The sequence below is a fragment of the Thalassospira profundimaris WP0211 genome (assembly GCF_000300275.1).
In the GTDB taxonomy this organism is placed as follows: Bacteria; Pseudomonadota; Alphaproteobacteria; order Rhodospirillales; family Thalassospiraceae; genus Thalassospira; species Thalassospira profundimaris.
Map to the genome: position 1 here is coordinate 709,258 of NZ_AMRN01000001.1, position 21,081 is coordinate 730,338.

At 54.0% G+C, this 21,081-nt stretch carries 21 protein-coding genes; 16 read left to right on the forward strand and 5 right to left on the reverse strand.

The features are described from left to right. Positions 1 to 320: 320 nt before the first annotated feature. The 5 genes from sppA (at position 321) to TH2_RS03220 (ending at position 4,456) form a co-directional block, all read left to right on the forward strand. Complete coding sequence (sppA, locus tag TH2_RS03200) at positions 321 to 1,244, forward strand: signal peptide peptidase SppA (protein ID WP_008888956.1); 924 nt, start codon at positions 321 to 323, stop codon at positions 1,242 to 1,244. Between the two features lie 71 nt (positions 1,245 to 1,315). Further along, positions 1,316 to 1,591: an integration host factor subunit beta gene (gene ihfB / locus TH2_RS03205; RefSeq protein ID WP_008888957.1), complete on the forward strand. Its 276-nt coding sequence runs from the start codon at positions 1,316 to 1,318 to the stop codon at positions 1,589 to 1,591. A gap of 221 nt (positions 1,592 to 1,812) precedes the next feature. Then, positions 1,813 to 2,121 (forward strand): LapA family protein, encoded by a 309-nt coding sequence (locus tag TH2_RS03210; protein ID WP_008888958.1) that lies wholly within the window; start codon positions 1,813 to 1,815, stop codon positions 2,119 to 2,121. Positions 2,122 to 2,302: 181 nt separating this feature from the next. Beyond that, on the forward strand, positions 2,303 to 3,025 hold the full coding sequence (gene pyrF, locus TH2_RS03215; RefSeq protein WP_008888959.1) for an orotidine-5'-phosphate decarboxylase: 723 nt from the start codon (positions 2,303 to 2,305) through the stop codon (positions 3,023 to 3,025). A gap of 222 nt (positions 3,026 to 3,247) precedes the next feature. Further along, positions 3,248 to 4,456, forward strand: a complete 1,209-nt coding sequence (locus tag TH2_RS03220; RefSeq protein WP_008888960.1) for an MFS transporter — start codon at positions 3,248 to 3,250, stop codon at positions 4,454 to 4,456. 67 nt (positions 4,457 to 4,523) lie between these two features. Here TH2_RS03220 and TH2_RS03225 read toward each other — a convergent pair whose 3' ends face one another. Beyond that, positions 4,524 to 5,327, reverse strand: coding sequence for a TSUP family transporter (locus TH2_RS03225; RefSeq protein ID WP_040822583.1), 804 nt, complete (start codon positions 5,325 to 5,327; stop codon positions 4,524 to 4,526). A gap of 175 nt (positions 5,328 to 5,502) precedes the next feature. On the opposite strand from TH2_RS03225, the gene mutM reads away from it, so the two are divergent. From mutM to dnaA, 4 genes are all read left to right on the forward strand, one after another. Continuing rightward, positions 5,503 to 6,342 (forward strand): bifunctional DNA-formamidopyrimidine glycosylase/DNA-(apurinic or apyrimidinic site) lyase, encoded by an 840-nt coding sequence (mutM, locus tag TH2_RS03230; protein ID WP_008888962.1) that lies wholly within the window; start codon positions 5,503 to 5,505, stop codon positions 6,340 to 6,342. A 186-nt stretch (positions 6,343 to 6,528) separates the two neighbouring features. Next, positions 6,529 to 7,305 (forward strand): enoyl-CoA hydratase, encoded by a 777-nt coding sequence (locus TH2_RS03235; RefSeq protein WP_008888963.1) that lies wholly within the window; start codon positions 6,529 to 6,531, stop codon positions 7,303 to 7,305. 176 nt (positions 7,306 to 7,481) lie between these two features. After that, positions 7,482 to 7,742: a 30S ribosomal protein S20 gene (rpsT, locus tag TH2_RS03240; RefSeq protein ID WP_008888964.1), complete on the forward strand. Its 261-nt coding sequence runs from the start codon at positions 7,482 to 7,484 to the stop codon at positions 7,740 to 7,742. 389 nt (positions 7,743 to 8,131) lie between these two features. Next, positions 8,132 to 9,697, forward strand: coding sequence for a chromosomal replication initiator protein DnaA (dnaA, locus tag TH2_RS03245; protein WP_008888965.1), 1,566 nt, complete (start codon positions 8,132 to 8,134; stop codon positions 9,695 to 9,697). Positions 9,698 to 9,725: 28 nt separating this feature from the next. Here the strand turns inward: dnaA and TH2_RS21185 are convergent, their stop codons facing one another. Continuing rightward, complete coding sequence (locus tag TH2_RS21185; RefSeq protein WP_157193786.1) at positions 9,726 to 9,917, reverse strand: hypothetical protein; 192 nt, start codon at positions 9,915 to 9,917, stop codon at positions 9,726 to 9,728. A gap of 109 nt (positions 9,918 to 10,026) precedes the next feature. Between TH2_RS21185 and dnaN the strand changes: the two genes are divergently transcribed. The 4 genes from dnaN to TH2_RS03265 all read left to right on the forward strand — a co-directional run bounded on the left by dnaN (position 10,027) and on the right by TH2_RS03265 (position 16,258). Beyond that, positions 10,027 to 11,145 (forward strand): DNA polymerase III subunit beta, encoded by a 1,119-nt coding sequence (gene dnaN, locus TH2_RS03250; protein ID WP_008888966.1) that lies wholly within the window; start codon positions 10,027 to 10,029, stop codon positions 11,143 to 11,145. A 64-nt stretch (positions 11,146 to 11,209) separates the two neighbouring features. Next, positions 11,210 to 12,367, forward strand: a complete 1,158-nt coding sequence (gene recF, locus TH2_RS03255) for a DNA replication/repair protein RecF (RefSeq protein WP_008888967.1) — start codon at positions 11,210 to 11,212, stop codon at positions 12,365 to 12,367. A 22-nt stretch (positions 12,368 to 12,389) separates the two neighbouring features. Beyond that, a complete protein-coding gene (gene gyrB / locus TH2_RS03260; protein ID WP_008888968.1) occupies positions 12,390 to 14,846 on the forward strand; it encodes a DNA topoisomerase (ATP-hydrolyzing) subunit B in 2,457 nt (818 codons plus the stop codon). A gap of 305 nt (positions 14,847 to 15,151) precedes the next feature. Continuing rightward, positions 15,152 to 16,258: a Fic family protein gene (locus TH2_RS03265; RefSeq protein WP_008888969.1), complete on the forward strand. Its 1,107-nt coding sequence runs from the start codon at positions 15,152 to 15,154 to the stop codon at positions 16,256 to 16,258. An 11-nt stretch (positions 16,259 to 16,269) separates the two neighbouring features. Here the strand turns inward: TH2_RS03265 and TH2_RS03270 are convergent, their stop codons facing one another. Next, a complete protein-coding gene (locus TH2_RS03270; protein ID WP_008888970.1) occupies positions 16,270 to 17,247 on the reverse strand; it encodes a hypothetical protein in 978 nt (325 codons plus the stop codon). 115 nt (positions 17,248 to 17,362) lie between these two features. Between TH2_RS03270 and TH2_RS03275 the strand changes: the two genes are divergently transcribed. The 3 genes from TH2_RS03275 to TH2_RS03285 are packed head-to-tail and all read left to right on the forward strand — an operon-like array spanning position 17,363 to position 19,510. Then, entirely contained in the window at positions 17,363 to 18,010 is a 648-nt protein-coding gene (locus tag TH2_RS03275; protein ID WP_051007566.1) for a TnsA endonuclease N-terminal domain-containing protein, read from the forward strand. Beyond that, positions 18,010 to 18,822, forward strand: a complete 813-nt coding sequence (locus tag TH2_RS03280; RefSeq protein ID WP_008888972.1) for a hypothetical protein — start codon at positions 18,010 to 18,012, stop codon at positions 18,820 to 18,822. Before TH2_RS03275 ends, TH2_RS03280 begins: the two co-directional genes overlap by 1 nt. 37 nt (positions 18,823 to 18,859) lie before the next feature. After that, on the forward strand, positions 18,860 to 19,510 hold the full coding sequence (locus TH2_RS03285) for a hypothetical protein (RefSeq protein WP_008888973.1): 651 nt from the start codon (positions 18,860 to 18,862) through the stop codon (positions 19,508 to 19,510). 70 nt (positions 19,511 to 19,580) lie between these two features. Here the strand turns inward: TH2_RS03285 and TH2_RS03290 are convergent, their stop codons facing one another. Both TH2_RS03290 and TH2_RS03295 read right to left on the reverse strand, forming a co-directional pair. Then, positions 19,581 to 19,778: a hypothetical protein gene (locus TH2_RS03290; RefSeq protein WP_008888974.1), complete on the reverse strand. Its 198-nt coding sequence runs from the start codon at positions 19,776 to 19,778 to the stop codon at positions 19,581 to 19,583. Then, positions 19,759 to 20,778, reverse strand: coding sequence for a hypothetical protein (locus TH2_RS03295; RefSeq protein ID WP_008888975.1), 1,020 nt, complete (start codon positions 20,776 to 20,778; stop codon positions 19,759 to 19,761). The genes TH2_RS03290 and TH2_RS03295 overlap by 20 nt, the downstream gene beginning before the upstream one ends. Between the last annotated feature and the right edge of the window lie 303 nt (positions 20,779 to 21,081).

The window sequence follows — 21,081 nt, forward strand, 5'->3', positions numbered from 1 at the left end:
GAACGAAAAGACGGGTCGCGCAGTGCGCGGCCCGTTTTCTTTTGTCCGGATTCTAGTCTGGTAAATTGATGGGCGGTGGATGGCCGATATGTCCGCCCAATGCCCGGCGGACCTGTAAAAGGCGCCAAATTGTATATCATCTGCTTTTTGGGGCTGAATTTTAGCCCGACTCTGCCGATATCGGCATTTTTCGCGAAAATTTTGATTTTAAACGCTTTTTGTTCTTGCCTTCCGGGTCGATAAAAACCATTTGAAGAGACGGGTTTAAGCGATCACACTCGTCTAAGTATTTGATTGAACAATTGGAAACGGACACGCTGATGGCACTTGATGCCGATATCCTGCTGGATCGACGCCGCTTGAAAAAATCCATCTTTCGCTGGCGTGTGGTGGCGGTGATTGCCGTGATCGCGGTGATCGTGATCGGCTTGTCTGGCACCGGTGTTAAGGACAGTGTTCTGGGCGGACTTGGGCCGCGCATTGTTGAAGTCACCATCGAAGGTGTAATCACCGAAGACCCCTATCTCCTTGATGCGCTAAGCGCGATTGAAGAAGACAGCGACGTTGTCGGTGTGATTGTCCATATCAACAGCCCGGGTGGCACCATGGTTGGTGGTGAAACGCTGTTTGAGGCGCTGCGCCGTATTGGCGAAACCCGGCCAATCGTTGCCGAGATGGGGACTGTTGCGGCGTCCGGCGGTTACATGACCGCGATTGCCGCCGACCACATCATTGCCCGCCGTGGAACGATCACCGGCTCGATTGGGGTGATTTTCCAGTCGATGAATTTCAATGGAACGCTTGAAAAGCTTGGTGTTGAACCGCTGACGGTAAAAAGCGGTCCGCTTAAAGCTGCACCCAATCCGTTCGAACCTGTTGATGATGTTGCAAAATCGGCCATGCAGGGCCTGATTTCAGACATGTTTGACGTGTTTGTTGAAATGGTTGCGACCCGCCGCGATATGTCGGTCGAAACAGTTACGACTCTTGCCGATGGCCGCGTCTATACCGGACAGCAGGCCGTTGCCAACGGATTGATTGATGAAATTGGAGGCCGTCGTGAAGCCTTGCGCTGGCTCGAAGAGGAAGCCGGTATCACGACGGATGCACAGGTAGTGCCGCTTGAAATCGAATACCCGGAAGACGATTTGATGAGTGCTGTTCTCGAGGGAAGCCTTGGAAAAGTGCTGTCATCTGAGGGGCTTAAACTTGACGGTTTGCTGACGGTCTGGCAACCTGAGTGAGAGCTTCTTTAAGACATAATCTAATCCGTGGTTGAGTGAGACTGTCAGCACCAACAGGATGGGGCCTGGAAATGACAAAATCTGAATTGATTGCCCGCCTTGCGGAGATGAACCCGCATCTCTATCAGCGCGACGTTGAGCGGATTGTCGCCACGATCTTTGACGAGATCACAGACGCGCTTGCGCGCGGCGACCGGGTCGAGCTTCGCGGCTTTGGCGCATTTTCCGTAAAACAGCGTGAGGCCCGCGTCGGCCGTAACCCGCGTACCGGGGATGCGGTTCCTGTCGGTGAGAAAAAGGTTCCCTATTTCAAAACCGGCAAACAGCTTCGCGAACGTTTGAACTGATTCCTGCCTGATTTGTTTTGACCGGCAATCGGGCCTGCGCCACCCGCAACTCGCCCGATACGACCAGCATGCAACACACAAAAACTGTGTGACTGTTGCCATGGCTTTTGTCCGGTTCTTGCCCCATACTGATCAGAACATTGATCAAACGAGACCTGCTGCCGGGTTTTGAGCCATCCTGTTTTCGGGGTGGGACAGCCACCGGCACAAGGAGCTAGGTAATGCGCTTCCTTTACTGGATTATTTCCATCCCGCTTGCCGTACTGATTGCGGTGTTTGCAGTTTCCAACCGGGCATTGGTCACGATTTCGCTTTGGCCCTTGCCGTTTGAAATCGACTTGCCGCTGTTCCTGCCGATCATGGTTGCGTTGTTGATCGGACTTGGGATCGGCTTTGCCTTTGAATGGTTGCTGCAAGGCAAGCACCGCCGTGCCGCACGGCGCATGGATAGCGAACTCAAGCGCATCAAGACGGATGACACCACGCCATCCACCCCAAATACCGATCAAAAGGCCATCGGCCAAAGCTGATCAAGTCAAAGGGCTCCGTTTCGGGGCCCTTTTGCTTTTTGCCGCATGGCGTCAATGTCTGTTCGAAAGCCGATTTGACATTGGCCTTTGGGGCCAAATCGGCTAAGCCATGTCCGGTCCGCTATGAAATTTGCTGCGAAAAGCTGGGCCATGACCCATTGCCAGCCCGCCGGAGGACCCCATGACCCAGACCCTTGCCGCCAAAGATCGCATCTATTGCGCGATTGATACCACCGATCTTGATCATGCAATCAATCTGGCATCGAAGCTGTCGGGTGTTATCGGCGGGGCCAAGCTTGGCAAGGAATTCTTCGCAGCCCACGGGCCACAAGGGGTCCGGGCGGTTGCCAAAACCGGCATGCCGATCTTCCTTGATGTCAAATATCACGATATCCCCAACACGGTGGCCGGCGCCATTCGTGCTGTCACGCCATTGGGTGTCAGGATCGTCAATGTCCATGCCGCCGGTGGTTTGGAGATGATGAAACGTGCCGGTGATGCGGCGCGTGAAGCTGCCGACAAGGCGGGTGTCGACGTGCCGTGGGTGATTGCCGTAACGATCCTGACCAGCATGGATCAGGGCGATCTCGATGATGTCGGCCTCAAGGGCCCGATTGAAGATCGCGTGGTCAAGCTGGCTGAACTGACCCAAAAGGCCGGTCTGGATGGTGTTGTCTGTTCCGCACAGGAAATCACCCCGGTGCGCAAGGCCTTGGGCCCGGACTTCAAGCTGATCACACCGGGTATTCGCTCAAGCTGGGCGGCAAGTGACGATCAGAAACGCATCGTTACCCCGGCCGATGCCGTCGCCATGGGAAGTGACGTTCTGGTGATTGGTCGCCCGATCACCAAGGCCGAAGATCCGATTGCTGCGGCGCAAAAAATCGTCGCCGAACTTTCCTGATCCACGATCCTCAATCTCTGCCTATGCTGCATCATGCCGGTGCCTTGCCGTAATCCGGGCAAGACAGGCTGCCATGCAAATTTCGCGATGGATTTGTTCACCGCATTATCTCAGAATTGAATCGTTTCAAAATTTGCTGCATGATGCATATCTCGCAGTTGCACAAAACGTTGGCCGCGCCACCCGCGTCACCTGCGCCAAAGTTGATCTGGATATTCTGACATGACAGATACCGTCACCCGCCCCGGATTTTTCGGGAACCTGCCGATTCTGGCCCTCGCCCTTGCGTCATTCGGGATCGGCACCACCGAGTTTGTCATCATGGGGCTTCTGCCCGATGTGGCGCTTGATCTTGGTGTGAGCATTCCCGATGCCGGGCTGCTGGTGACGGGCTATGCCCTTGGTGTCACGTTTGGCGCGCCGTTTCTGGCGATTGCCACCGCGCGCATGGACCGTCGACGGGCCTTGTTGCTGCTGATTTCGATCTTCATTCTCGGCAACTTCCTGTGTGCGATTGCCCCTGATTACTGGCTTTTGATGGCAGCCCGTGTGGTCACTGCATTTTGCCATGGTGCGTTCTTTGGGCTTGGCGCTGTTGTCGCCTCAAACCTTGTCGCCCCGCATAAACGGGTTCAGGCGATTGCCCTGATGTTTTCCGGTCTGACGCTGGCCAATGTGCTGGGCGTACCGTTTGGCACGGCCCTTGGTCAGGAACTTGGCTGGCGTTCGACCTTCTGGGCAGTCGTGGCTATTGGTGTTGTTGCCGCCAGCGCGCTTTATGTTGCCCTGCCGCGCCAGATTGCCGCATCGACCGGCAGCCTGTGGCTTGAAGCCAAGTCGCTTGGCAAAAAACAGGTCCTGCTGGCGATGCTGATTTCGGTTCTGGCCTCGGCCAGCTTGTTCAGCGTCTTTACCTATATCACCCCGATGTTGCAGGAAATCACCGGCATTACCCCGCGTCAGGTAACCTATGTGTTGCTGCTGTTCGGGGTTGGCTTGACGGTGGGCAACTATATCGGTGGGCGTTTGGGGGACTGGCGTTTGATGCCTGCCATCATTATGGCCTTTGCCTTGCTGATTGCGATTCTTGCCCTGTTCACCGAAACGCTGACGTCGGTCATTCCGGCAGTCGCAACCGTGATGCTGTGGGGCGTGGTGGCATTTGCACTGGTGTCCCCGCTTCAGATGCGCGTGGTGAACGAGGCGTCCGATGCGCCTAACCTTGCCTCAACCCTTAATCAGGGTGCCTTTAACCTTGGCAATGCTGCGGGCGCATGGTTTGGCGGTATTGCCATTACCCAGGGCGTTTCCTATCAGCATATCCCGTGGCTGGGAGCCGGAATTGCCGTTCTGGCCCTGTTGGCAACGGTCTGGAGCCACTTGCTTGATCGCCGCGACGAAGTCCTTGTCGAAAACGGCGCCAGCGCCTGAATAAAACAAAACCCGTCAGCCTCAAGCTTGACGGGTTTTTCTTTGTCCGGTCGATAAGTGGTCGAGCTCAGCTTACCCAGTGGCGAATCTGATCCCAGCTTTGGCTGATGGTGGTTCCATACTGATCAATGATCAGCTTGATCGATATTGCGATTGATGTGACGACCAGAAGCGGCCGTACCAAACGCGCACCGACCTTCATCACCATATGGGATCCGATCTGTGCGCCGATCAAGGCGCCAACGGCCATCACCCCGCCAACAATCCAGACGACCTCACCCCCGGCGATAAACATCACCAAGGATGCAAAGTTCGACGTGAAATTCAGAACCTTGGTATGGGCGGTTGCCTTGGTCATGTTAAAACCAAGCAGGGCAACAAAGGCGATAGAAAAGAACGATCCGGTGCCCGGCCCAAAGAACCCGTCATAGAACCCGATGCCAAACCCGGCGGTAAAGGCAAAGGTGGCTTTGCCAATCATCTGATGGGCATCAATGTCACCCACACGCGGCGAAAACAGGAAATAAAGCGCAATCAGGATCAAAAGCCCCGGCAGGATGGTCATCAGAATACCGGGATCGAGCATCTGCACCAGAACCGTGCCGAGTGCCGATCCGGCAAAGGTCAGGACAATCGCCAAAACCATATCGCGCGGATCAACATGCCCCTTGCGAATGAAATTAAGCGACGCACTGAAACTGCCAAAACTGCCTTGCAGCTTGTTGGTCGCCAATGCCTGGGCCGGGGTGACACCGGCCCATAACAGGGCCGGGATGGTAATCAACCCGCCGCCGCCTGCAATCGCATCGACAAAGCCAGCAAGGGTGGCAACCGCAAACAGGATCACTAAAAGATCTAAACCAAATTCCATCTGGCCGCTTTCAAATTGGGGCGCGACCGCACAACTGGGGGCGATGCGGTCTTTCAAAACAGCGCACATCATATGGCTTTGCGTGCATGCGTCCAGTGGGATCGATTTCAGTCGTTGAATTGCGCGCAAGCCGTAGTCTAAAAGTCACACACCCTTGTTTATATGAGTTCCAGATATGCCCGAATTGCCAGAGGTCGAAACAGTCACCCGTGGTCTGACACCCGTCATGGAAGGACGGGTGGTCAATCATGTGGTACAGCGACGTGCAAACCTGCGCTTTCCCTTCCCGGAGGGTTTTGTTGATCGCATGGCCGGGCGCACCATCAATCAGCTGACCCGGCGGGCAAAATACATTCTGGGCTACCTTGATGACGGGCAGGTGCTGCTGATCCATCTTGGCATGTCTGGTCGCATGACCATTCACAATGATCCGACTGTCGAGGTGCCCGAAGCGGGCAAGCATGACCATGTCGATTTTGTCATGGCCGATGGGGCTGTGGTGCGGTTCAACGATCCGCGGCGCTTTGGTGTCATTACCCTGATCGCGGGCGACGAGGTCGCCAGTCACAAGATGCTGGCTGGTATCGGGCCCGAGCCACTTGGCAATGCGTTTAATGCCGATGTGCTGGCGGCGGGAATCGCCAAACGGGCAAGCCCGATCAAGACCGTACTGCTGGATCAGAAACTGGTGGCTGGTCTTGGCAACATCTATGTCTGCGAAGCCTTGTTCCGATCAGGCATCGCACCGGACCGTCTGGCAAAGGATCTCAAACCCGGCGAAATCGAACGTCTTTACCGCGAAATCCGTCTCGTGCTGGAAGATGCGATTGCTGCCGGTGGTTCAAGCCTTAAGGACTACCGTCAAAGCAATGGCGAGCTTGGCTATTTCCAGCACAATTTCCGTGTCTATGGCCGCGAAGGCGAAACCTGCATCGCCGATGGTTGCGATAGCACCATCGCGCGCATCGTACAGGCCGGCCGGTCGACCTTCTTCTGCCCAACCTGCCAGAAATAATATGGACGGTACCCGTCTCTGAAAGTCGGGGTAGCTAAAGGCGCCGATAACAGGTTCGGTTGCGGCCCGGGATCAAAATCGGTAAAACAGTATCAAATTATGGTTTCAGGCGAATCGGCCCGATAACCCCAAAGCGACTCACACCCTGAGTCCCGCGGGCCGAACAGCGATAAAAGGATCACTTGCATGTCTTATGAAAACATCATCGCCGAGAAAAAGGGCAATGTCGGCCTGATCACGCTTAACCGTCCCAAGGCGCTCAATGCGCTGTGTGATGCGCTGATCAAGGATATCGGTGCCGCCCTTGATGATTTCGAATCCGATGAGGACATCCGCGCCATCGTCATTACCGGGTCGGACCGCGCCTTTGCCGCCGGTGCCGACATCAAGGAAATGGCCGATTACGACTATATGGACGTCTATAAGAACGACTTCATCACCAAGGGCTGGACCCGGGTTGCAAGCTGCCGCAAGCCGACCATTGCCGCGGTCGCCGGATTCGCATTGGGCGGTGGCTGTGAAATGGCGATGATGTGCGACATCATGATTGCCGCCGACACCGCCAAGTTCGGTCAGCCGGAAATCACCATCGGCACCATTCCCGGTGCGGGCGGCACACAGCGCCTGACCCGTGCAGTTGGCAAGGCCAAGGCGATGGAAATGTGCCTGACCGGGCGCATGATGGATGCCGAGGAAGCTGAACGTGCCGGACTGGTTGCGCGAATCGTCCCGGCCGACTCGTTGCTCGATGAAGCCATGCAACTGGCCGAAAAGATCGCTTCCTTCTCGGGCCCGGTATCGATGAAGGTCAAGGAATCGGTCAACAAGGCCTATGAGATGACCCTGACCGAAGGCCTGATGTTCGAACGTCGCGAATTCCATTCGACCTTCGCACTCGAAGATCGCGCAGAAGGCATGAAAGCCTTTGGCGAGAAACGTAAGCCCGCGTTCAAGCACCGCTGATTGCGGGGTGATCAGGGCAAGTTGACCTCTGATTCCATGCCTGCATATCTGCCTTGCGGCGCAAAAGAGTCCGAAGCCGCAGAAATTGGCGGCATCGGGGGTTGACGAGGGTTTCGGACAGAGCTATAAGCCGCGCTCCGAATTACGTAACATTTGTTTGAAGAGACAGGTTCGCAATGGCTCACCATAAATCGGCCAAGAAGCGCATTCGCCGCAACGCCGCACGTGCAGAAGTTAATGGTGCACGTATCGGTCGCATTCGTACCTTCGTTAAGAAGGTCGAGGCTGCGCTGAACACTGGCGATAAAGATGCTGCTCTGGCTGCGATGAAAATCGCTGAGCCGGAAATGGCGCGTGGCGCACAGCTTGGTGTTCTGCACAAGAACACCGTTGCTCGCAAGGTTTCGCGCCTGACCGCGCGTATCAAAGCGCTTTAATTTATCCCTTACGGGATGGCGAGTCGAAGGCCGCACCTCGGGTGCGGCCTTTTCGCTGCCCGGATTTCGCAGAATCACCTTTTGTTCCTTGGTTGCGCGGGTGCAAGAAACCGCAGAAAACAAGGGCCGTTTTGGTTGCGAAATCCTTTTAACGTTCTGTTAAAGATCGCCTTGCCTGATGTGGGTCACATCAGTACAGTGTTTGAACTTCGCAGGCCGCGCAAAGCGACCAGTGACGAAGAACTAAAAACAAAAGGCGCGAGTACACTTCCTGATTTTGTGGAAGGCCAACGTGTTGGTCACTGCGGTGATCAACGCGACACAGTATCGTTTTGTCTTTTGCGGTCTTTGTGGTGGTGAAATCGGGATATCGGGGAAAGGTTCTTACAGTGCAGCACGCCGTGAGGGACACACAATCGGCACTTGGGCAATCCAACGGGGGGATTGCGGGTGACCAGCACGCAGCACTTGATGATCACGCAGTGGCAACCTGGCAAGTCGTACGCGAAAAGCTGCGCGCCGAATTTGGCGCAACAGCCTATCGTTACTGGCTGGAGCCCGTTGCCCTGATGGCAGTAGAAGCCGGTGTGGCCCGTTTGGGTGCACCGACTCGTGCCATGCGTGACTGGGTGACGCAGCACTATCTCGACCGTATCCAGAATTTCTGGCACGCCGAAGATTCCGATGTGCATTTCGTTGAAATCAATATCGTTTCGGGCGCGACTGCGCAGAACGATGCGTCTGCTTCGGGTTCTTCTTCGACCAAGTCGACATCGGCAAACGCCACGACCGCGCGCACCAAATCCGCGCGCACTTCCCATTCCTCAGGCCATTCCACAAGCCATTCCACGGAAAACAACACCGTGGTCAGTGCGCCGTCCCAGTCAAATGGATCGGGCCGCACCGCCATTGCCAGCATGTCTGACGACGGCATCTCGGCTGCCCTGGATCCGCGCTACACCTTTGATAACTTCGTGCTGGGCAAACCAAACGAGTTCGCCTATGCCGCCGCCCGCCGTCTGGCAGAGGCCGAATCGGTGCCGTTCAACCCGCTGTTCCTCTATGGTGGCGTTGGTCTTGGTAAAACCCACCTGATGCACGCGATTGCTTGGCATATTCGCCGCACCCAGCCGCATCGCACGGTGATCTACCTGTCGGCCGAAAAATTCATGTATCGCTTCATTCGGGCGCTGCGCGACAAGAACACGGTCGATTTCAAGGACCAGTTCCGCTCGGTCGATGTGCTGATGGTGGATGATGTCCAGTTCATCTCGGGCAAGGATTCGACCCAGGAAGAATTCTTCCACACCTTCAACGCGCTGGTCGATCAGGGCCGTCAGATCATTGTGTCTGCCGACAAGTCGCCCTCTGATCTTGAAGACATCGAAGAACGCCTGCGCTCGCGTCTGGGCTCTGGCCTTGTGGCCGATATTCACGCCACCACCTACGAGCTGCGTCTGGGTATCTTGGAGGCCAAGGCCGAACGTCAGGGTGTCGAACTGCCCCAGCGGGTCATGGAATTCCTTGCCCACAAGATCACCGCCAACGTGCGTGAGCTTGAAGGTGCGCTTAACCGCGTGATCGCTCATTCCCAGCTGGTCGGTCGCGAGATCGGGCTGGAAATGGTTCAGGACATCCTCCATGACGTCCTGCGCGCTTCCGAGCGCCGGGTTTCGATCGAGGAAATCCAGAAACGCGTGGCCGAGCATTTCAACATCAAGGTGTCGGACATGCATTCCGCCCGTCGTGCGCGTGCGGTCGCCCGTCCGCGTCAGGTGGCAATGTATCTGTCCAAGCAGCTCACCACCCACTCGCTGCCGGAAATCGGTCGCAAGTTTGGCGGTCGTGACCACACCACGGTGATGCATGCGGTGCGCAAGATCGAAGAACTGCACGGAACCGATCCGTCACTCTGCGAAGATATCGATCTGCTGCGTCGGATGCTCGAAAGCTGATTGCGCGTAAAAGCGTGTCGAAATGTTGTTATTCAAGATGAAATCCGCCGTGTTTTCCGGCGGATTTTGTTTTTGAATCAGCTGGATTTTTAGCTGCAATTTTATCATCGAAACTGCGAGTCGCGCGGTTTGCGCCGCTTTGCGCGTTCGGGGCGTATTTTTGTCCGCCGACTCCTTTTATTTGCTTGGGTTTAGGCCGTAAAAATCCTTCGATTTCCAAGCCAGCATGTTATAATGCGATTTCCGCACCCGAAAGGGTGTGGGTCAGGTAAGAAAACCGATTAAAAATCAATTTGTTAAACGAATACTGACAGACGGATAGGACGGGCATGAAGCTGACCATCGAACGCGCGGCGCTGTTGAAATCGCTGACCCATGTTCAAAGCGTTGTTGAACGACGTAACACCATTCCGATTCTGTCCAATATTTTGCTCCGGGCAGAGAATGATCGTCTTGCGCTGACCGCGACCGATATGGACCTCGAAGTCATCGAAACCACGACGGCCGAGGTGTCCGAACCGGGCGCGACCACGACCCCTGCCCATACCCTTTATGAAATCGTGCGCAAGCTGCCCGAAGGCTCTCAGGTGCAAATCTCGCTTGAGCCGGGTGCGGGCCGCCTGACCCTTTCTGCCGGTCGTTCGAAGTTTAACCTTGCCGTTCTGCCGGTTGATGATTTCCCGGTCATGTCGGGTGGCGATCTTCCGGTCAGCTTCGGTCTGGCGGCGGCCGAACTGCGCGGCCTGATTGACCGTGCCGAGTTCGCGATCTCGACCGAGGAAACCCGGTATTACCTCAATGGTATCTATTTCCATGCCACCGACGCCGAAGGCACCAAGATCCTGCGCGCGGTTGCAACCGACGGTCACCGTCTGGCGCGCGTCGAAGCCCCGCTGCCTGATGGTGCTGAAAACATGCCGGGCGTCATCGTGCCGCGCAAAACCGTTGGTGAACTTCGCAAACTGATCGAAGAAACCGGCGAAGCCGTCGATATCGCGCTGTCTGATACCAAAATCCGCTTTGGTTTCGGCGATGCGGTCCTGACCTCCAAGCTGATTGACGGTACCTTCCCGGATTACGAACGCGTGATCCCGTCAGGCAATGACAAGACCCTTGATATCGAATGCAAGGCATTTGCCGATGCGGTCGACCGTGTATCGGCGATCTCGATTGAAAAATCGCGTGCGGTGAAAGTTGTTCTGTCGGGCAATACCCTGACCCTTTCGGCCTCCAGCCCCGAACACGGCACCGCGTCCGAGGAGCTTGAAATCAACTACGACGCCGAGGATATCGAAATCGGCTTTAACTCGCGCTATCTGCTCGACATCGCCAAGCAGGTAAAGGGCGACACCCTGAACCTTCTGATGTCGGACGGATCCAGCCCGACCATCCTGCGTGACACCGACGACCTTTCGGCATTGTACGTTCTGATGCCGATGCGTGTTTGACGGTTAGTACGATCAAGCTGTGGCTGCTCTTGCCAATAACCTCATGCCAAAAGACGGGGTGTCGATGACAAGCCGTCTTGCTGTTTCCCGCATCCAGCTCAGCGAGTTTCGCTGTTACGAAGGCCTGCGCCTGTCGCTCGACAGCTCGCCGGTTGTGCTGACCGGGCCAAACGGGGCGGGCAAGACCAACCTGCTTGAGGCGGTCTCGCTTCTGGCACCGGGCGGTGGATTGCGCCGGGCCAAGCTGGGCGAAATCGCCCGCAGCACGCCGCCAACGGATACCGGAGCACTACGGGCCTGGGCCGTGGCCGCAGATGTCGGTACGCCGGACGGGGCGTTTCAATTGGGCACCGGGCTTGATCCGGCCGCCCTTGAACAGGGCCGCGAACGCCGCGCTGTGCGCATCGATGGGCAGGCCCAGCGTGGGCAGGCTGCCTTGGGCCGGGTCTGTGCCGCGGTATGGCTGACGCCGCAAATGGATCGGTTGTTTCTGGATGGTCCGTCGGCGCGCAGGCGCTTTCTGGATCGGCTGGTATATGGCCTTGATCCCGATCACAGCAGCCGCGTTGCCGCCTACGAGCATTCGCTGCGCTCACGCGCCAAGTTGCTTAAGGAAGGCAAGGCTGACGATAAATGGCTGACCTCGATCGAGGATTCGATGGTGCGCCATGGCATTGCGGTTGCGGTCGCACGTGCAGAATTGCTTGAACGGTTGCGACGTGCCGGGACCATGGCCATCGGACCATTTCCGGCCGCCCGTCTGGCGCTGACCGGGGACCTTGAAGACTGGCTGGAAAACCTGCCAGCGGTCGAGGTTGAAGATAAAATGCGGGCCGCATTGCGCGACGGACGTTCACGTGATGCGACCTATGGCGGGGCGGTGGTCGGCCCGCAACGCAGTGATCTGCTGGTCTGGCACGATGCAAAGGGCCAGTCGGCGGATCAATGTTCCACCGGGGAACAAAAGGCGTTGTTGCTGTCGATCATTATGGCCAATACCCGCCTGCAGACAAAGGCACGCGGGGCTGGCCCGCTCTTGTTGCTTGATGAAGTGGTTGCGCATCTCGATGCAGAACGCCGCAGCCACTTGTTTGATGAAATCGTGGCGCTTGGCGTCCAGGCCTGGATGACAGGCACGGACCGGGCGCTGTTTGAAGGTTTGGACGGTCGTGCGCAATTCTTCCGCGTGGAAGATGCCACACTGACCCTTGAAACCACTTAGTGAATGCCGAGGTTCTGACCCTATGACCAACGAAACCGAAACGCCGAACACTGGTGAACAGTCGCAGGAGTATGGCGCAGAATCGATCAAGGTTCTTAAGGGCCTTGAAGCTGTGCGCAAACGTCCGGGCATGTATATCGGCGATACCGATGACGGTACCGGTTTGCACCATATGATCTACGAAGTCGTCGATAACGCAATCGACGAAGCCTTGGCCGGTCACTGCGATACCGTCTGGGTCCAGCTTAATGGTGATGGTTCTGCCACCATCCGCGATAACGGCCGTGGCATTCCGACCGACATGCACAAGGAAGAAGGCGTTTCCGCCGCCGAGGTCATCATGACCCAGCTGCATGCCGGCGGTAAGTTCGACCAGAACTCCTATAAGGTTTCCGGTGGTCTGCACGGTGTGGGTGTGTCGGTGGTGAACGCGCTGTCGACGCTGCTCAAGCTCCGCGTCTGGCGTAATGGCAAAGAACACTACATGGAGTTTTCCGGTGGTGACGCGATCAAGCCGCTCGAGGTTGTCGGTGATGCACCGCTGACCGCGGATGGCACACCGCTTTCGGGGACCGAAGTCACCTTCTACCCGGATGCCGAAATCTTCACCATGACCGATTTCGACTTGCCGACACTGGAACACCGCCTGCGCGAACTGGCCTTCCTGAACTCTGGCGTGATCCTGACGCTGCGTGATGAGCGCAGTGGCGAACCGACCGAAACCAAGCTGCATTACGAAGGCGGTATTCGCGCCTTTGTCGAATATCTTGACCGCAACAAGGCGCGTCAGATCGAAGAAGCCATTTGCATCGAAGGCGAAAAAGACGGCATCACCGTCGAAGTCGCCCTGCAATGGAATGACAGCTACCACGAAACCACGCTGTGCTTTACCAACAACATCCCGCAGCGTGATGGCGGGACGCATATGGCCGGTTTCCGTGCCGCTCTGACCCGTCAGATCAACAACTACGCCCAGGAAAGCGGCATAGCCAAAAAGGAAAAGGTCGCCCTTTCCGGTGATGATGCCCGTGAAGGTCTGTCTTGCGTGATTTCGGTCAAGGTTCCGGACCCGAAATTCTCATCCCAGACCAAGGACAAGCTGGTCTCGTCCGAAGTCCGTCCGGTGGTTGAAAACATCGTCAATGACAAGCTTGCCCAATGGCTTGAAGAACATCCGCAGGACGCGCGCAAGATCGTCTCCAAGGTGGTCGAAGCGGCATCTGCCCGTGAAGCGGCCCGCAAGGCACGTGAACTGACTCGCCGTAAGGGCGCGCTTGATATCTCGTCCCTGCCGGGCAAGTTGGCTGACTGTCAGGAACGCGATGCGTCCAAAGCCGAACTGTTCATCGTGGAGGGTGATTCCGCAGGTGGTTCGGCCAAACAGGGCCGTGAACGTGGTTTCCAGGCGATCCTGCCGCTGCGCGGTAAGATCCTCAACGTCGAACGCGCACGCTTTGACAAGATGCTTTCAAGTCAGGAAATCGGTACCCTGATTACCGCCATGGGCACCGGGATTGGTCGTGATGACTTCAATATCGAAAAGGCCCGCTACCACAAAATCATCATCATGACGGACGCCGACGTCGATGGTGCGCATATTCGAACCCTGCTTCTGACCTTCTTCTACCGCCAGATGCCTGAACTGATTGAACGCGGCTATCTCTATATCGCACAGCCGCCGCTTTATCGCGCCAAACGCGGGAACTCGGTCCAGTATCTCAAGGACGACCGCGAGATGGAGCAATACCTGACCGCACAGGGCACCGAAGAAGCCGTGCTTACCCTTTCCGGTGGGCAACAGCTTGCCGGCCCGGATCTGGTCCGTGTGGTCGAACTGGCGCGTAAGGCCAAGGGCTTCCTGGAGCCGCTATCGATCAAGCTTCCGATTTCCGTGCTCGAACAGGCAACGCTTGCCGGTGCGTTGAACCCGGCCTTGCTTGATGACGATGGCAAACGCCTTGAGGCGGCCGAAACGCTCGCCAAACATCTTGATACCCTTGAAGAAGACTATGATCGCGGCTGGCACGGCGAAGCACCGCTTGATGAAATCGTGCTCTGGCGCATGTTGCGCGGCGTTGAACAGCGCCACGTGATTGATGGCAACATCCTGCGCTCGGCCGAGGCCCGTGCAATTGCCGGTATCCTTGGCGAATTGCGCGAACTGTTTGAAAAGGGCGCAGAATTCGTTGCTAAGGACAAGACCTGGAAAATCAACGGTCCGGTCGATCTGGTCAATGCGGTGATGGAATATGGCCGCCGCGGCATTTCGGTCCAGCGTTATAAGGGCCTTGGTGAAATGAACCCGGATCAGCTTTGGGAAACCACGCTCGACCCGAACGTCCGTTCGCTGCTGCAGGTCAAAGTTGCCCACGCCGACGAGGCCGAGGAAGTCTTCTCGACCCTCATGGGCGACGTCGTCGAACCCCGCCGCGACTTCATTCAGTCGAATGCACTCAAGGTCGCAAACCTCGATGTATAAGCGACCATGACTGTGAATTGACTCATAAAACTGGAAACGCGACGCATAAATCTAGAATCTGTGACGCGTAAATCTAGATGAATAAAAAAAAGCGCCCTCAAAGTAGGGCGCTTTTTTTATTCAGAAGGATATTGATGTTGTTTTATTGCTCTTCGTTGTGCGAACCTTATTGGCAACAACAAGTTTATATGGGGGGCAAGGCCGCGGCGATCGTCATTACTTTTCTTATGTTCATCCGCAATGCTTATTCAAATCACGCGATGAGCCGAATAGAATGAATAATCGGCTCAGAAAGGAATATTGTGATGGGCAAATGGAACTGGCAGCACAGTGATTGGCCCAACTTCACTTGGGATAGGCAGCAAATCCAAGCCTACTTACCTCCTGTTTATCATAAACAGGGATACGTGGCGGGATTGGTCAACTCGCTGAACGGCACCGGCACCTTAATCACCAAAGCACTTACTGAGAACATTGTCGCTTCTTTTGCAATTGAGGGCGAGCACCTCGACGCAACTGTTATATCCGATGAAATCGAGCGCGGGTTTGGCCGACCTTCCTCTTGCGATGAGGTAAAGAGTGTCGGGATACTGGAGGGAAACGCCGCTGCTTTGATATCAAACGTTTTTGACAAGTCCTCTCAAGACCTTACTCTGCATCGATTAGGGATGTGGCAGCGCTGCATGTTCGAGAGGACATACTCTCCGGCTCAAATCGGGCAGCCTGCAAGATGGCGAACCGAAGATATCAAGGTGGTTTCCGGTGGAATCGGTGATCGGAAAATTCATTTCGAAGCCCCTGACGCATCACGCGTCGAAATTGAGATGGAAACATTCCTTACCTGGTTCACTTCTAGCCGAGAAGCCAAAGAAATAGATCCGATTTCGAGAGCTGCTTTGGCGCATCTGTGGTTCGTGACCGTGCATCCATTCGAAGATGGCAATGGTAGGAGCGCACGCGCGGTCGCTGACCTAGCAATGTTTCAGACAGACGAAAATGCTGTCTTGTTCCCAATGGCGCCATACATTTTAGCCGACCGTGAGATCTATTACCGAGTGTTGGAGCGAACTCAGTCTTCCGGTTTGGACATAACGGAATGGATGATCTGGTTTTTCAAAACTTTGGAAAATGCACTCGACGGCGCGATAACCAGATTAAGCTGGAGTGTTGAAGCGAACAGCCTCGTGACGATACAGCCAGAAAATCGACTTTTGACACAACAAGTCAGAATTCTTGTGCTGCTGCATGATGATGCGGATCAAAATGTCATAAGCGCATCACAATATGCTGCGATTAATAGCGTTAGTAAGGCGACAGCGACGCGCCACCTTACTGACCTGGTCGACAAAGGCTATCTATCCGTTTGCGAAGGACGCGGCCGTTCGACGAAATACCGTTTGTCAGGAAAATAATTGATCAGGCATTAGACCATGCCAAAATCTGGTATGCCCTGACGCATGATTTCGCGAAGGGTTAGAGAATAACGAGAGGGTCGGTCGTTTCCTTTTGGACGACGAACAATCTTCATTTCGCTGCCCGTTTCATCAAATTCGATTATCCCGGCTTGATGAATGTCCAGAGCATCAATCGCAAAATTAATTTCTTCTGATGGCCAACGGAACGAGCTGTTTCTGCAAAGCCATACGTGCCGGAAAAAGCTCGAGCGATAATCGATATCTGATAGCAGGTTCTGGAAAGCGAGTTTGTTGTTTCCTGGGGAGCCGGTCATGAACATGAAGCCGTCAACCAGCTGTAAGGCGCCATCCTCGCCACAGCGAATGCCAACAGCGTCAATGCTGACGAATTCGAAGTTGTATCTTTTAAAATAGATACTGACATCGTCACCTCCATAAAGAAGCGATTTGTGCTCATCGATCAGAGCAAGCGCGTCTTTTCTGTGAAGGGCGTCTTTGGGCATCAGGAACGTTGGAGCAGCTGATGAAGAGTATTTGCGGTTCGTTACTTCACTGAGGATTTCCTTGATGCGAACAACCGGGACCTTTTTGTCTCGCATCTCAGCCAAGAGATCGAGTGCAGCGTCTGGATCTGCGCTGTGAATACGTGCGAACAATTCTGCAGTGTGAAAGTGACCCAGTACGTCAAACAGGGCATTTGGTTCGAGTGCGCGCTGTCCGAGAATTTCTTGCAGTTTCATTTTTTCGCGATCTGCGATGGCATTTCCGCGGATGAGTGTTGAGCGCATCCGTTGCAAAGCGTTGCGTGTGTATCGCGTTTTCTGAGCAAGCATTTCCCAGAAATGTTCTTTATTTGCAGAGTATTGTTTACCTGCTGGTGTTTTCTCGATCGCGTTAATGAGCATTGCGATCTCCGTCCATGGAAGTCTGCGATCCCGTGCATTATCGAGTTTTGCAAGAAGTTCATCGAACGATTGTGTGCTCATTTTGATTCTTTTCCACGGTGTTGGAAGTTTCTTTCAATTACCAATAGCAGAATTTTCTGATTGTGCAAAGTTGATTTGAGTCATAATATGCCACGAATCATAACGTGGATTGTGAATGATGTTTGACCCCCATGCACAAAGAAGCAGGAAGGTTGTCCGACGGACAACGCATCGCGTTGTTGGTCGTTTCCCAAGCTTGAAATCCAGTCGGGTCGTCCACTGGGAGTCCCAGCTCGAGCGCGACATGATACGTTTGTTGGAGTTTGATCCGGCGGTGTTGTCATATCGTGAGCAACCAGAGCCTCTTACTTATTTCGAGAGCGGAAAAAGGCGCAAATACACACCTGATTTTATCGCGCAGATGACGACTGGCGTAACTGTCTTTGAAGTGAAGCCTTACGAACAGTCCTTAACAAGCCCCCTGAAAGAAAGACTTGTCGCTTTTCGGGAGTACTACAGCGCGCAAGGCATAGATTTCCTGGTGATGACCGAGCGCGAAATCCGAAAAGAACCGCGACTTTCAAACATCACCAAACTCTTGCGGTATCAGCGCGAAATCGTAAATCCCACCAGCAAGCAGGTTGTTATCAATCTCATTGATAGCGGTGTTCAGACCCTTACGGGGTTGTTCGAACATTTGAAAGAGCATGGTGTTCCGTTCTCGCAAGTCTATGCACTCATTGCTCAAGGCATTCTTGGCGTCGATATTAATCAACCGATCGACAACGACGATACATCTGTTTGTTTGCGGAGGGCTTCTTAATGGTTGCTGTTCGCATCGGTATGGGAACTGAGGTGTCTGTTGGTGAAACGATCTATGCCGTCCGTCGTTGCCTTGCAGGGGATATTCTTCAGCTTGAGTCAGAAGATGACGGTCAATTGGTGAAAATCCCGAGACCTGAGTTGGCGTTTTCCGTGGCCAACGGTGAAGCTTCCATCATCGTTGGTGACCGGAAGCAGCAAGTTTTAGAACGTCAGGATCTGAGTGTCCTTCCCGAAAAAGATCGCGATGAGCTACGTCGCAGGCTTGCCTACGTAAAATTGGTCGAGAAGCCGAGGGTTGCGGAGAGTGGCGCAGCTTTGGTGAAAGCCAGCATCGAAATTGGTGCGGCACAACTCAACGACCTTAAACCGCCGTCAGTGGCAACGCTCTATAACTGGTGCAAACTTTATCGTCAGGCTGGCGGCGACCCTGTGGCTTTGGTGCCGCAAACAAAGCGCCGAGGGAACCGACAACGTCGATTTTCTCCTGAGGTGCTCGAAATCCTTCAGGCCGTAATTAATGAGCGATTTCTGGTTACGTCCAGGCCGAGGCCGACGGATATTTACTCCGCTGTCGTCGTCGAGATCGACAGACTGAATGCATATAGACCAGCATTTGATCAACTGGCAGTGCCGACGCTTAGAACTCTCTATCGCGAAATCAAGAAACTCGAGCCCTACACATACTTGAAGGGTCGATACGGGAAACACATTGCCGAAAAGGAAACACGACACGTGGGAAAAGGTGCATTTTCCTCTCGACCGCTTGAGCGGGTTGAGAAACGCGCGCGAGAATCTGCTGAGTACCTTTGATGCCCAAGAGCTACTCGGCGTTTCAAAGCATCCGCTCATGAAGCTGGTGAAGGCAGGCCTGATCAAAGCCATCAAGGGGCCAAAGGTTGATGGTTCTCGGCATTGGGCTTTCAAAAAGCAGGATGTCGATGAGTTCATTGCATCTGTGGCAAATCAAGCGACCTATTGTCTGTTCGCAGATGAGCCTGTGACTTTTGCCAAAGCGGTACGTCGCTGTACCGCCAAGGGGCTTTGTATCGTTGATCAGATCCATGGAGTGCTCAGTGGTGAGTTGAAAGCGCTGAAGTGCTCGATACAAGTCACCAATCTCAAAGATCTGTTCTTCAATGACGCAGACTTCCGAGCTTTTCTTTACAACGAAAAGCGGACGATCAAATGGGCGGTTACCATTCGTGAAGCGTCAAGGATGCTTGGGCTAAATGAAGAAGCAACACGTCATCTCGTGCATAAGGGGTTTCTTGAAACAACCTCTGTCCCGGTAGATGGCCGTCTGCGCAGACAGGTTTCACTGGATGCGATTGAGCGGTTCAAGGCAACTTACGTCTCCGCTTCAAGCTTGGCAGCCCACAAGAATGCTTCCGCAAGATCCGTCGTTGCCCAGCTACAGGAATCGGGGACCAATCCTGTTACCGGGCCAGCGATCGATGGAAGTCGTCAATACTTCTACAGGCGATCCGCGATAGCATAGGGCGCCATCTCACAGGGATAAGTCGGGGACCGAACCGGTGCGAACCAATTGACTCTTTGTTGGTATGTCGTCACTCTGACGGCTGCGACGCAACGATAGCATTCGTTGCCCGCTTTCCGAAGCCCGCATTTTCGCGGGCTTTCGTGTATTTACAGTAAGCTTCCTTGTCTGACCCGGCCTCCACATAGACAAGTGGTTTGTGGATACTGGCCGACCAGTCTTCATCACCGACAGATTCAATGGTCGGTTCAAGTCGATACAGACGCATTCTTGCTTTCCTTCTTGGCTGCAATTTCATAGATCGATTTGCCAACTCGGAACGGGAAGGCGAAACAGGCGATGATCAACGGGAGGAATTTGATGTTAGGAACACTACCATCAAGCTTCGCTTCGTAGTAATTCATCAAAAATTCTAATCTTAACTTTGTGCTCCAGATGTCTACGAGAAGGTTATACAATTCACCAACTTTTTTTAGTTGATTGATCTCTTTCTCATGGTGACTTTCTTTGAGTGATAACTTCGAGGAAAACCATGTATAAGACCACGAAAAGTCGCCAACAATGAAGAGATCGTTGCTGTACAACTCTACCGTCTTTGGAAGAGTGATCGGAGGTATTCCAATTTGGATAAGTTCGGCATTGATTTTGGAAACTAATTTACTTGCGTCTCCTTCCAGCTGCATCAATTGAGCCGATCGATCAACTAACTTGCTAAAATAGGCTCTTGAGCGACCAAGTATGAAGGGTGTTTCGTTAGTTTCATTGTTATCAGCAACTAACATCAGATAATCTTCTGTCGTCGTCGCAAATGTTTTGAGCCAAGAACCAAAGTTGTCGAGAATGGTACAGACCTCGACATATAATTCTTCGGTCGCCGGACAATGTTGACTACGGAACAACTGCCAATATTCCGTACTGTTGATGTTCGCCTCGACGGTGTTCTCGATAAGACGATCAAACTGTTGCTGAGTTTCCTGCTGTTGATGTAGCAAAACTGTCATCGTGAGAGATGGCACAAATGTGACGATCCATACCAGATCAGCAACCTTCCAGAAGCGCGCAGATCGATGCCTACATAGGTTAGCCAATGCGATGCCTGACAATAGGCACAGGAGCGCGGTAATACCTGGATGCTCGGCAAGAGGTTCTCGGTGCCCCGATGCTAAGGTGACAATCAGAGCAGCTATATATGCAAATCCAACTGCGGCGGCTACGGCGTACACAAGCTGGACAAACAGCTCATCCTTGGATGCCTTCTGAGTTTCCAATAACTTCTCCCCCGAACCTGTGCCGGTTAGCCGTGCCTCATCGTCTTTACGTAGTTCAAACTTTTTTAAATCGACACAAAAATCGAGAATCTTGTCGTAACTCTCGAGAGAAACATTTCCCTCAAGTAATTGACATTAAAAGACATTATTCGCACGGTAAAAAATTATGATTTAATTTGTCATTTGAACAGAATTTAATGCGTCATGAAACGACGAATTTCGCATTGTGTTTTGCAATTACGCTTCCAGTTTTATGCGTCAATTCACAATGACGTTGTAAGATCACGCCAAGAAAAACAAAGC